This is a genomic window from Bacillus sp. TE9106W (assembly GCF_054062215.1).
Genome location: NZ_JBSSFA010000021.1, coordinates 44,160 through 56,608, shown reverse-complemented (window position 1 = coordinate 56,608; position 12,449 = coordinate 44,160). Strand labels below are relative to the sequence as shown.

Annotated in this window: 10 protein-coding genes; 6 read left to right on the top strand and 4 right to left on the bottom strand. The window is 38.1% G+C overall.

From position 1 onward, the window contains the following. Positions 1 to 19 precede the first annotated feature (19 nt). Together ACVWY7_RS25370 and ACVWY7_RS25365 are read left to right on the top strand one after the other, a co-directional pair. Positions 20 to 1,177, top strand: a complete 1,158-nt coding sequence (locus tag ACVWY7_RS25370; RefSeq protein WP_456524034.1) for an acyltransferase — start codon at positions 20 to 22, stop codon at positions 1,175 to 1,177. A gap of 42 nt (positions 1,178 to 1,219) precedes the next feature. Continuing rightward, a complete protein-coding gene (locus ACVWY7_RS25365; protein WP_000609857.1) occupies positions 1,220 to 1,600 on the top strand; it encodes a VOC family protein in 381 nt (126 codons plus the stop codon). 40 nt (positions 1,601 to 1,640) lie between these two features. Here the strand turns inward: ACVWY7_RS25365 and ACVWY7_RS25360 are convergent, their stop codons facing one another. Continuing rightward, positions 1,641 to 3,641, bottom strand: a complete 2,001-nt coding sequence (locus ACVWY7_RS25360; protein WP_456524033.1) for a YhgE/Pip family protein — start codon at positions 3,639 to 3,641, stop codon at positions 1,641 to 1,643. 135 nt (positions 3,642 to 3,776) lie between these two features. On the opposite strand from ACVWY7_RS25360, the gene ACVWY7_RS25355 reads away from it, so the two are divergent. Beyond that, positions 3,777 to 4,661 carry a LysR family transcriptional regulator gene (locus ACVWY7_RS25355; RefSeq protein ID WP_105989601.1) on the top strand — a complete coding sequence of 295 codons (885 nt, stop codon included), beginning with the start codon at positions 3,777 to 3,779 and terminating at the stop codon, positions 4,659 to 4,661. A 47-nt stretch (positions 4,662 to 4,708) separates the two neighbouring features. Here the strand turns inward: ACVWY7_RS25355 and ACVWY7_RS25350 are convergent, their stop codons facing one another. Both ACVWY7_RS25350 and ACVWY7_RS25345 read right to left on the bottom strand, forming a co-directional pair. Further along, a complete protein-coding gene (locus ACVWY7_RS25350; protein ID WP_001231565.1) occupies positions 4,709 to 5,794 on the bottom strand; it encodes a glycosyl hydrolase family 8 in 1,086 nt (361 codons plus the stop codon). Between the two features lie 91 nt (positions 5,795 to 5,885). Beyond that, positions 5,886 to 6,035 carry a hypothetical protein gene (locus ACVWY7_RS25345; RefSeq protein WP_000283184.1) on the bottom strand — a complete coding sequence of 50 codons (150 nt, stop codon included), beginning with the start codon at positions 6,033 to 6,035 and terminating at the stop codon, positions 5,886 to 5,888. Positions 6,036 to 6,289: 254 nt separating this feature from the next. Here ACVWY7_RS25345 and cydA point away from each other — a divergent pair, with 254 nt between their 5' ends. The 3 genes from cydA to ACVWY7_RS25330 all read left to right on the top strand — a co-directional run bounded on the left by cydA (position 6,290) and on the right by ACVWY7_RS25330 (position 10,412). Next, positions 6,290 to 7,645 (top strand): cytochrome ubiquinol oxidase subunit I, encoded by a 1,356-nt coding sequence (gene cydA, locus ACVWY7_RS25340; RefSeq protein WP_000381953.1) that lies wholly within the window; start codon positions 6,290 to 6,292, stop codon positions 7,643 to 7,645. Continuing rightward, positions 7,638 to 8,663, top strand: a complete 1,026-nt coding sequence (locus tag ACVWY7_RS25335) for a cytochrome d ubiquinol oxidase subunit II (RefSeq protein WP_000544175.1) — start codon at positions 7,638 to 7,640, stop codon at positions 8,661 to 8,663. The genes cydA and ACVWY7_RS25335 overlap by 8 nt, the downstream gene beginning before the upstream one ends. A 390-nt stretch (positions 8,664 to 9,053) precedes the next feature. Then, positions 9,054 to 10,412 carry an arsenic transporter gene (locus tag ACVWY7_RS25330; RefSeq protein WP_456524032.1) on the top strand — a complete coding sequence of 453 codons (1,359 nt, stop codon included), beginning with the start codon at positions 9,054 to 9,056 and terminating at the stop codon, positions 10,410 to 10,412. 223 nt (positions 10,413 to 10,635) lie between these two features. Here ACVWY7_RS25330 and thiC read toward each other — a convergent pair whose 3' ends face one another. Continuing rightward, positions 10,636 to 12,396 carry a phosphomethylpyrimidine synthase ThiC gene (gene thiC, locus ACVWY7_RS25325; RefSeq protein WP_073524413.1) on the bottom strand — a complete coding sequence of 587 codons (1,761 nt, stop codon included), beginning with the start codon at positions 12,394 to 12,396 and terminating at the stop codon, positions 10,636 to 10,638. Positions 12,397 to 12,449 lie beyond the last annotated feature (53 nt).

Genomic DNA, 12,449 nt, shown 5'->3' with positions numbered 1-12,449 from the left:
GGAAAAGGAGATGGAAATAATGACTCAAAGCGCACCAGAATTTAAAGTTTTGCAAAGCATTGCATTCCTTGCTGTCGTTTTGCAAAGTTCGTTATTATATACAATGAATCAAGGAAATGTCTTACTTGAGCAATCTCTCATTATGGGCATGCTATTTAACCTTGCAAAGTTTTCGGCACCTGCATTCATATTTATCGTTGGATTTCATTTAATTCGTCACTATACAAAGCAATTAGTATACAAAGAATATATTTCTGAAAAAGCCGCACATTTACTCATTCCTTATTTCTTCTGGTCTATTCTTTACTTATTAACAACAAACGATATGATCACATTACAAGGCGGAATAAAAAGTGTATTACTCGGAACGGCTGCACCTCACCTTTGGTACGTAATTATGATGTTCCAAATTCACTTATTGTTCCCTTTGCTGTGCACACTATTTTATTGGTTTCAAAAACGAACAGAAAATAAAAAAGACATATATAAATATATGACCATCTTTGCTTGTCTATATTTCCTCTTAATGTGGTATTCTTCGCACTACATTTTTAATGGAGAGAAATTGACTAGCTCAACCATTTTACATTATACAGATCGTTCCTTCTTCTTCTATTCGTTCTATTTCGTCATGGGAGGAATCGCTGCTGTAGCACTAAAAACATGGCGGCTATTCGTCATGAAACATATCCCGCTTATCACAATCTTATTTTTCATCTTATTTTTATTCATCAATTATGAGTTATTTAGTTTTTACGGAGCAAACTCTATTCATTTAACCGTTTCGACTTATTTAAAACCGTCTATGTTTTTATATATCGTATGCGAAATTATTATACTTTACGTGCTATCTATTACAATCGTACAGAGACGCGGTTTCTTATATAAAGCTTTACGGTTTATCGGAAATTACACATATGGTGCTTATTTAGCTCACTTTTTCTTCTTGCAACTATGTACAAAGTTTCTTTCTTTATTCACAATGCAAGAAAACACAATATTATATAGCCTATTATTATTTACAATAACGGCCACAATCTCGATTTCAGCAATGGTCATTTGCAGTACACTACCATTTCATACATGGATTACAGGACCGTCTCCTAGGGCAAATGTGAGATGGGCAAAGATCGTACTTCGGAAAAATCATGAAAAAGTGTTCAAACCATATCTTTGATATAATAGAATTCCATACAAGAAAAGAAAGTAGGATACACCTATGATTAATCAAATTGGACAAATTATGTTATATGTAAATAATCAAGATAAAGCCGTACAATTTTGGACTGAGACAGTAGGGTTCCAAATTATTGCAGAAGAAAATAATGGACAAGGATTTCGCTGGATTGAAATTGCGCCAGCAAAAGAAGCAGGAACAAGCATCGTCCTTCACGATAAAGCGTTAATTGCAAAGATGCAACCTGAATTAAACTTAGGTACTCCTTCACTTATGTTCTTCTCTAACAACTTAGATCAACTATATAAAGATCTTTCTGAGAAAAACGTTACTGTTGGACAAGTTGTAGATTTACCTACTGGCAGAGCTTTTAACTTTGCTGATAATGAAAACAATTACTTTGCGGTAATGGAACGCAAATAAAAAAGAAGCTATCCGAAAAAAACGGATAGCTTCCTTCATTTTAAGAAACTTGTTCTGCATTCGTTTCCCTATGTTGTATATGGCTCGTGATCCAAGCAATTCCACCGGCAACAACAAGATAGCATAACAATATTAAAATTTGCATTTGTAATTGCGACCAATCTCCTAAAGAAATCACATCTTGTAGTCCTCTAAGAGAATGAGACATTGGGAGAAATTGTCCAATTTTGCTAAGAACAGCTATATTTAATTCTCCTGGGAAAGTACCCCCGCTCGTCGCTAACTGCAGGACAAGAAGCGTTACCGCTAAGAACTTTCCAACAAGACCAAATACTGTTACTAACATAAGAATAAACGTCATAAACGTAAAGGAAATAACGATACTTGATAAAACAAAGAGTGGCACACTTGCAACTTCTAATTTCATAACTCCTAGCACAACTACATCTACAAGCAATGCTTGAATAAGTCCAATTAAATATACCAATCCTAATTTATTAATAAAATGTACTGTTCCACTTACTTTCATATTTTGTCTACGGCCAAGCGGTAAAATATTCGACGCCATAATTCCGCCAACATAAAACGCAAGCGATAAGAAATATGGTGCAATACCTGAACCGTAATTAGGTACGTCAGAAACTGTTGACTTCACTAATTGAACCGGCTCTGAGAACATCGTATTGCGTGCATCATCATTGCGAACATCTGCTATCTTCGCTGCGCCCTCTCCTAATTTCGTAGAAAGTTCTTTCGCACCATCATCAAGTTTAACAAGTCCGTTCGTTAACTGATCAGCACCATGATTTAGCTCTGTTCCGCCACTCGCAAGTTGATTGACACCTTCTTGTAATGATGTAAATCCAGTTCCCCATTTCGTAAATCCACTAGCTAAATTCGCCGCACCATCTGCTATCTTTTTCATTCCAGCAGTAGCCTCATTTAACTTAACTCCGAATGTATTCATACCTTCTTCCATCTTATGTTGACCATCCGCAAGCTTCTTTGCACCTTGCGTCAATTGTTGCTGACTATTATTTAAGGTGTTTGTTGCTTTAGCTAATCCATTAGACGTAGCAATAATCTTTTGAAAAGCAGGGTCTTGCTGCACTTCTGGATGACTTTTCACGTACTCTTCTAATTGTTGTTTTACACTATTTGCTGCATTGTCCGCTTTCACTTGCCCTTCAGCAAGTTTCTCACTTCCGTTCACCCATTCATTTGTACCAGCACTTAACTCACTAACCCCTGATTGTAAAGTTTTTTCACCTTGCGTCAATAACTCCATCCCGCTATGAAGTGAGGTTGCTCCTTGACTTAGCTCATTTACTCCGTCAGTTAAGGCAGATTTGCTAGAAGCAAGTTTGTCACTTCCCTCTTTCACTTTTGCTGTCCCGTCACTTAAACGATGAATACCATCTGCAAGCTGATTTGCCCCGTTTCTTGCATCTGTCGTTCCTTCATGTAACTTTCCAGCACCATTACTTGCATCACTCAATCCTTGTGCTAAGTCTTGAAACTTTGAAAAGACACCTTCTGTATAAGATTTCGTAATACTATTTGAAATTTTTGTTTTCATATTTTCAACAGCTGTCGTTCCAATTTGCGCTGCTACAAAGTTTTTACCTGGATTCACTTTGTACTGCAGCTGCGCTGGTTCTGGTTTCTCATCCATAAGTGTACTTACCTTTTTAGAGAAATCCTCTGGAATCGTAACAACCATATAATACTTATCTTCTTTTAGTCCTTCATCAGCATTTTTTTCTGATACGAAATGAAAAGCCAGTTCCTTATTCTCTTTTAAATTTTTTACAAAATCGTCTCCTGCATGAATTGTTTTCTCATCCATTGCAGCACCTTTATCTAAATTTACAATCGCAACAGGTAATTTATCTAATCGTCCGTACGGATCCCAATATCCAGCTAAAAAGAATCCTGAATAAATTAAAGGAACAATTAATAAAAAAATTAAAGCGATACGTCCATGTTTATGGTGCCACATCGCTTTCCAATCTTTAAATATAAGTTGAATACCCTTCATGAAACATACTCCTTCTCCAAATTTAACACCATTAGAATGGTTTAACAGATTTACTATACACGTCCATTTCCATACTGTATAATACATCTTTAATTATCAATTCATTCCTTTTGGTCTATAGAAAGGAGAGTCAAAATGGAACTTCTTCAACTAAAATACTTTCAAACAGTCGCAAGATTAGAGCATATGACAAAAGCCGCTGAAGAATTGCATATCGCACAACCTTCGCTCAGCAAAACAATTGCTAGATTAGAAAAGGACTTAGGCGTTCCGTTATTTGACCGCCAAGGGCGACAAATTACATTAAACGCTTTCGGGAGAGTATTTTTAAAACGAGTAGAGCGCATTTTTCATGAATTAAGTGAAGGCGAACGAGAAATTAAAGATTTAGCTGGCTTACAACAAAGCTCTATTACGCTGGCTGTTTCTATTCCAAGAATATTACCAGAACTAATCGGTTCTTTTTTACTAGAACATCCTAACGTTCGATTCCAACAGTTTCTCGCATCTACTCCTTCTATGAAACGACAACTAGATAATATAGAAATCGATTTTTGCATTTCTTCTGTGCCAATTGAAGGCGAGGAGATTGTTTGGGAACCACTTATTACAGAAGAAATTTTCTTAGTCGTCCCTTCAGGCCATCGTTTATCAGGACGTGAAAGTATCTATCTGCATGAAGTAAAAGATGAACCGTTCATTAGTATGAACACTGGTTACGGATTTCGACACTTAACGGATGAATTTTGTAAAGAAGCTGGCTTCACTCCACATATCGCTTTTGAAGTAGATGAACCAACCGTGATTAGCGATCTTATTAAGCAAGGACTCGGCATCGCCTTTGTCCCAAGTTTAACTTTATTAAAAAACTCTACTTTAGCATTAAATAAGTTACGTATTATGGAACCCGTTTGTAAGCGAACGATTGGCTTAAGCTGGTCCAAAAAACGTTACTTATCGAAAACCGCCCAGCAATTCCGTGAATTCGTGATTGATTACTTCTCCAATATTAAGGCGTAAAATGATATCAATAAATAAAAGATGCCATCCCGATAGGGTGGCACCTTCTATTGTTCACTTTTCTCTAATTCTATTTCAGCTAAAAGCGGTAGTACGTTATCGAAAATATGCGTATTATTATTTTCACCTGTTACGTATCCACCGTAATATCTACTAAATACGTTGTCATTTCGGAATGTGGACATATGGTCATACAATTCCTTTGCAAACTTTGTATCACCTGTTTGTAGTACGTACAAAATTGTTAATCCGTAAGCGGCTGGTGATTCATACTTCACGGTTTGTTTTCCCGTTTCTAAATTGTAACGACCGTATAACTTTCCATCCTCCTGGAACTTCTTCTTTATAAATTCCAAATAAGCATCTGATGAAAGGCCACCTAAACTACGATGATATGCAACGTATGATTGGTCAATAAGATTCACTTCTTTATCGTACGTAAATGTACCATCTTCTTTATACTCTTTCGGGAATGTCCATCCATGCCTTGGGTAATCTGCTAAAAATTGAACGACTTCCTGATATTGCTGAGCAGAAACTTTCCCATACTTTTTCATATAAGAGAATGCGTGCGGATTTATATATGACGTTGTTGCAAAATCATTTTGTTTCCTTACATCTGCATCATAATAATCAACATAATAATTATCTTTCTTATTATAACGAATTACAGCATCACTCAATTGATCTGCCAAGTTTTTATAACGCTCTTCCTTGTACATTTCATAAGCGCGATATAACTGTTCTATAATACGAAGATCGTCAATAAGTGCATTTGTAGCTGATTGCATTTCTCCCTTTTCAGAGATTTTCCATAAAACAATTTGGTCCTTATGTACAAAGTTATTTTGAATAACCTTAACTTGTTCATCGAATAACGCTTGATCATCTTTATCCAATGTATATTGTAGCCAAAGTCCTGCTGATTCCGATAAAGCTTCACGGCCTTTCGCTTCATCGGTACCTGCTTTTGTATCTTCTAAACGATATGTAGCAAGCGTCCCATTCTCATTCATCATATGTCTTAAAATAAAATGCTCCGTACGGTTTCCTTGCAAAGCTGACCAAAATACAATTCCACCTAAAGCGATTAAAAGAATAACTCCAATCACTATATATATACGTTTCCGCAAACTTTTCACCTCCCTAGTAAGGCTATCCTTAATTTTACCAGAACATACGTAAATGTAAAAAAGACAATCTATTAGATTGTCTCCCGTTCCTCTATCCCTCACAAGCCTCTTTAGAAGGTCTATATAGCGATTCTACGAGTCGATCATACTCACTACGCGTAATCTCTTTATTATATAGCTTCAGTAATAAATCTCTATGCTCTTTTGAAAATGCCATCTTTTTAATGACTTCAGGATACATAAAACATCCTCTCCATTTCACATAAACTTCTTCACTCTAAAAACAGAACTTATGTTCGCATAAAAGATTATAAAATATTCCTGCCTAAAAAACAAACAAAATATTATTAAACATTAACTTCTTTCTATTCATAATATTCAATCATCATATTAACATATCCACTTTTTAAATACATATATATTTTTGGTAGTTTTTTTGAATAAATCTTCCAATTCAATCAGAAAATAATGGCAAAAAAGAAGAGGAGTTTACATATGGATACGGTAACATTAGCAAGAGCATTTTTCGGTTCTTCACTAGCATTCCACATTATCTTCGCAACACTTGGTGTCGGACTTTCATTGATGATTTTTATAAGTGAAATACTCTATCACTGGAAGAAAGATTCCGACTACGCCATTATGGCGAAAAGGTGGACAAAGGCTTTTGCCATCCTTCTCGGTGTAGCCATTCCAACTGGAACAATCGTTGGTGTGCAAATCTCACTTCTTTGGCCTGGTTTTGCCAAAATTGTTGGGCAGGTTATTTCTGTGCCCTTTCAAATTGAGATTTTCGCCTTCTTTTTAGAGGCTTTGTTCATGTCCATTTATGTATATGCAGCTGACAAACTACCTCCATTCATGAGATTAATCTCGTTATTCTTCGTCATGATTGGTGCCACGGCATCCGCCGTGCTTATTACATCAGCAAATACATGGATGAATACACCTGCGGGCTTTTCAATGGGACCAGATGGATCAGTTTTTAACGTTGATCCGTGGAAAGCTTTCTTTAATCCGAGTTTTGGCACAAGCGCATTCCACGTTGTGATTACAGCCTACGCAACTGGAGCTGCCGTCATTGCCTCTATCGCTGGATTTAAATTATTAAAGAAGAATTTAAGTGAACGTGAAGTGGCGTATCATAAAAAAGGGTTACTATTAGGACTCGTTGTAACATTTATTACAGGCGCTACGATGTGGCTTTCGGGACACGAATCGGCAATTGCCTTACATAAGCATTCCCCTGAAAAACTGGCATCTGCTGAAGCTTTATTTGAAACGACATCACATGCACCGTTATCCATCGGCGGCGTTGTAGATCCTAACACACTTGAACTAAACTATGCACTAGAAATTCCAAACATGCTTAGCCTACTAGTGGGACTAGACCCTAGCACCGTCGTAAAAGGTCTAAATGAATTTCCACAAGAAACATGGCCACCATTTTACACACATACACTGTTCAATTTAATGGTTGGCACTGCTGCCTTTACCTTTGCAGTTGCAGCAATTGCCCTCTTATATTGGTACTTTGTTTACCGAAAAAAAGGGGCCGAACTACCGAAGTGGCTTCTTTGGGGAGCTGCCGCATGTGGACCAGTTATGATGCTTGGCATTGAATTCGGATGGATTTTCAGCTGTAGCGGTCGTCAACCGTGGACCATTTACGGTATGCAACGTACAGTCGACGCTTCTACACGCGCTGATTTTGTCGGTCCTTTATTTATTCTATTCATCATTTTATATATTGGACTCGGTATTTTAACAGTCTTTGTGCTACGGACATTCTTTAAGAAACATCCGCTTACAAATGATTTACATCACGAAGGAGGCGATTCTCGTGCATGAGGAAAGTATTGCAATCATCATCTTATGGGCCCTTATTTTCGTATACAGTATATTAGGATCCATCGATTTTGGGGCAGGTTTCTGGGGCATGGTATACGCAAAACATCCAACGCTCGCTGCCAAGCTTGCCAACCGATACTTATCACCGACTTGGGAAGTAACAAATACGTTTCTCGTCTTTGTCGTTGTCGCATTTCTTGGCTTCTTTCCGAAAGCAGCCTTTACTCTTGCGACAGTAATGTTCGTACCCGTTATGTTAATTTTAGTACTCGTGGCAATTCGCAGTACATTTATGGTATTTGCTTATTCTCTGCCGAAGTACCAACACCTTCTTCGTATCATTTCAGGTATTACAGGGCTCTTAATTCCAGCTCTATTAATTACCGTTTTACCCGTTACAGAAGGCGCCTATATTACAATGTCTGAAGGAAAAGAAGTACTCCTGTATGGAAAACTTCTTTCTAGTCCTGTTATTTATTGTTATATGCTCTTCGGACTAACTTCGGAACTCTTTCTATCTTCTCTCTTTCTTGCTGATTTTGCGAGAGAACAAGGTTCAGAAGATGCATATAAAATTTATAGAAGAAACGCGATCATCCTTGGTCCTGCAACGCTCGTTACGGCGATTATCGCCCTCGTTGTAATGGATCCAGAAACACACTGGCTTATGCAAGGACTAATAAAACAATTCCCGTGGTTTACAGTTTCTATCGTTTTATTCGTTATCGGGTACTCTTCCCTTTGGTGGACAAACAAGAAGTATAGTACACTAGGATTCCCTCGCATTGCTGTTTTAGCTGTCGTCGCTCAATATGCATTTGCAAGTTACGCTTACGGCGTTGCGCATTTACCGTATATTATTTACCCTGATGTAACTGTATTTACAAGCTTTACAACGGTCGAAACATTCTATGCATTGCTTATTTTATATGCAATTGGGATCGCAATTTTATTACCAGGATTTATTTTCTTCTGGAACTTATTCTTGAAGGATCGAACTTTTTTGAAGGGAAAATAATATTGTGGGGGGCCTGTTCCAAAAGGTATTTCGGGATGGGCTCCCTTTGTCATGTTTTGTCGGTAAATCGATATATTTTAAAAATCGCTGATATATTTTGAGTTGCGCCGATATATTTCAATAATCGCTGATATATTTTGAGTTGCGCCGATATATCTCCATAATCGCCCATATAAATTTCATTTACTATCTTACTGCCCCAGTAATTTATAGACTCATCTCATAATAGTTATTTCACTAGTAGTGACACTTGTCCTCTAGCACGAAAAACACATATTCGCTTCATCCCATTATACGTCTAGTTCCTATTACTTTTTGCTGAATATACTACCATTATAAACTTGAGACAAGCTACATCTGTTCAAGGGAAAATAGAAAGGTAGGCAAAATATGAGCGTTGAAATATGGATTACTATTATTGTATTCTTCTTAACGATGATTGTTATCTTTTGGCGACCTCGTGGTTTAAATGAGGCGTGGCCGGCAGCAATTGGTGCTGGCATTATCCTGATTACTGGACTTGTATCAAAACCAGACGTCATGGACATTATTAGTAAAATTGGCGGTGCCTCTATAACAATATTAGCGACCATCGTTATGGCAGTTATATTAGAAAGCTTCGGCTTCTTCCACTGGTCTGCGGCGAAACTTGCAAACTTAGCAAAAGGTTCCGGTCGCCGTTTATACTGGTATATTCAATTATTATGTTTTCTTATGACTCTTTTATTTAATAACGACGGTAGTATTTTAATTACAACTCCCATTTTAATTCTTCTTCTAAAAAATCTTCAATTAAAACCACATCAACAAATCCCTTATTTATTAAGCGGTGCTTTAATCGCTACTGCATCCAGTGCGCCAATTGGTGTAAGTAATATCGTAAACTTAATCGCATTAAATATCGTGAATATGACTCTTTATATGCATACTGCTATGATGTTTGTACCTGCAACATTAGGGCTGTTGTTTATGTCATGGCTTATGTATACGGTTTTGAAGAAAAAACTTCCGAAAAAATTGCCTGTTTCTTCATATGATATCGAAGAAATATTCTTCACGAAAAACTTCCATCCATTAAAAGGAAAAAATTCTGTTGATACGAAACAAAAACGGACAAGATTTATGTTGAAAGTATTAGGCTTCGTCTTCCTTATGCGCTGTCTTCTATTCGTCGCATCCTTCTTATCTATCCCAATTGAAATTGTTGCCGTACTCGGCTCACTCGTTCTTCTCATCTGGAGATGGTACTACTTACGAACAAATCCTGTCGACATTTTGAAAAAAACACCGTGGCACATTTTAATTTTTGCTTTCTCTATGTACGTCATTATTTACGGGCTCCACAACGCAGGATTAACAACAGCACTTGTAAATTGGCTCGAACCAGTTGTAAGTCAGCATCTACTTTATGCTAGCTTTGCAATGGGCGGACTCGTTTCCCTCCTCTCCAACATCTTCAATAATCACCCTGCACTTATGATTGGTACTATTACATTAACTGAAATGGGACTAGACCCGATTACATTAAAAACGATCTATCTCGCAAACATTATTGGTAGTGACATCGGTTCACTATTATTACCAATCGGTACGCTAGCTTCCCTCATTTGGATGTATATCCTGAGACAAAACAAAATTAAAGTGAAATGGAAAGACTATTTAAGTGTATCCCTTATCGTCATTCCGCTCACAACAGTCGTCACATTATTTCTCTTATTCTATTGGGTACATCTCTTCTTCGCCTTATAAAGTGAAACTTTAATCAGCCCTAACCAATCGGGCTTTTATGGGCAGCCCGACCCCCGACCTAACTTCTTTGCTTCCGCTGAATTTTGAGATGGGGGTCTTATTGCCCACAAATAGCGGGATAAACGACAGAAGCCCACTTTGCTACCGTCTTAGCAAAGCGGGCTTCTTCTATATTTAAGTTAGGTACTACAGTGTGATCAATCAAGTAAAGAGGTGTAACGTATTATTGGTATAAATGACTACCAGTTTCTTTAAATTCTTTCGCTTTCTCTTTCATTCCTTTTTCAATTGCTTCTGTCGTTTCTAAATCATTTTCTTTTGCGTATTCACGAATATCATGTGAAATTCTCATACTACAAAACTTCGGTCCACACATGGAACAGAAATGAGCTGTTTTCGCGCCTTCTGCTGGCAATGTTTCATCGTGATACTCCATCGCGCGTTCAGGATCTAAAGATAAATTAAATTGATCGCGCCAACGGAATTCAAAGCGTGCTTTTGAAAGGGCATCATCACGCTGATGAGCCGTTTTGTGACCTTTCGCTAGATCAGCCGCATGTGCAGCGATTTTGTACGTAATAACACCTTCTCGAACATCATCTTTATTTGGTAAACCTAAATGTTCTTTCGGCGTTACATAACAAAGCATCGCCGTTCCAAACCACCCAATCATCGCAGCTCCAATCGCAGATGTAATATGGTCATAACCTGGTGCAATATCTGTCGTTAACGGCCCCAGTGTATAGAACGGCGCGCCCTGACAAATATCAAGCTCTTTCTCCATATTTTCTTTAATTAAATGCATCGGTACATGCCCAGGCCCTTCAATCATCACTTGCACATCATGTTTCCAAGCAATTTTCGTTAATTCACCAAGTGTTTCAAGCTCAGAGAACTGTGCTTCGTCATTTGCATCTGCAATTGAACCTGGACGTAATCCATCTCCAAGAGAAAACGAAACATCATACTGCTTCATAATTTCACAAATCTCTTCAAAATGAGTGTATAGGAAGTTTTCTTTATGATGGAATAAACACCACTGTGCCATAATCGAACCACCGCGTGAAACGATACCTGTCGTACGTTTCGCCGTAATTGGAATATAACGAAGTAATACGCCAGCGTGAATCGTAAAGTAATCTACGCCTTGCTCCGCTTGCTCAATTAACGTATCACGATACACTTCCCACGTTAAATCTTCTGCAATTCCGTTTACTTTTTCCAGCGCTTGATAGATTGGTACAGTTCCAACTGGTACAGGTGCGTTACGAATAATCCACTCGCGCGTCGTATGAATGTTTTTACCTGTAGATAAATCCATAATCGTATCTGCACCCCAGCGAGTTGCCCACGTCATCTTCTCTACTTCTTCTGCAATAGAAGAAGATACAGCAGAGTTTCCGATATTCGCATTAACCTTCACATGGAAATTACGCCCAATAATCATCGGTTCTGCTTCCGGATGGTTAATATTCGCTGGTAAAATAGCGCGACCTTCCGCGATTTCCTTACGAACAAATTCCGGGTCTACTCCTTCACGAATCGCAACATATTCCATCTCAGACGTAATGATGCCATTACGCGCATAATGCATTTGCGTAACATTTGCACCTTTCTTCGCTCTAAGCGGTTTACGATCCATCTGCGGAAAAATAGGTGTATGTTTCGAAGCTACTTTCACACCATCATCCTCTGGTTTTACTTCGCGCCCTTCGTATGCTTCTACATCATTACGCTCCAGTATCCAAGAGTGGCGTGGCGCCTGCAACCCCTTTTCCAGCTCCACTTTATACGCAGGATCTGTATAAGGTCCGCTCGTATCATATACACGAATTGGCGGATTCGGAACGCCGTTTGTATCGCTTTGTTCAATCTCACGCATCGGCACTTTCATACCTTCTCGTGGTCCATCCACATACACTTTCTTACTTCCTGGTAAACTCGATTTCAATTCAATTTGCTCAGCTGAAACAGACTGTTTCATAACCTTTGTTGCCCCCCTGTACGTGACAAGGACGAGATATGGCCAGCGTATGC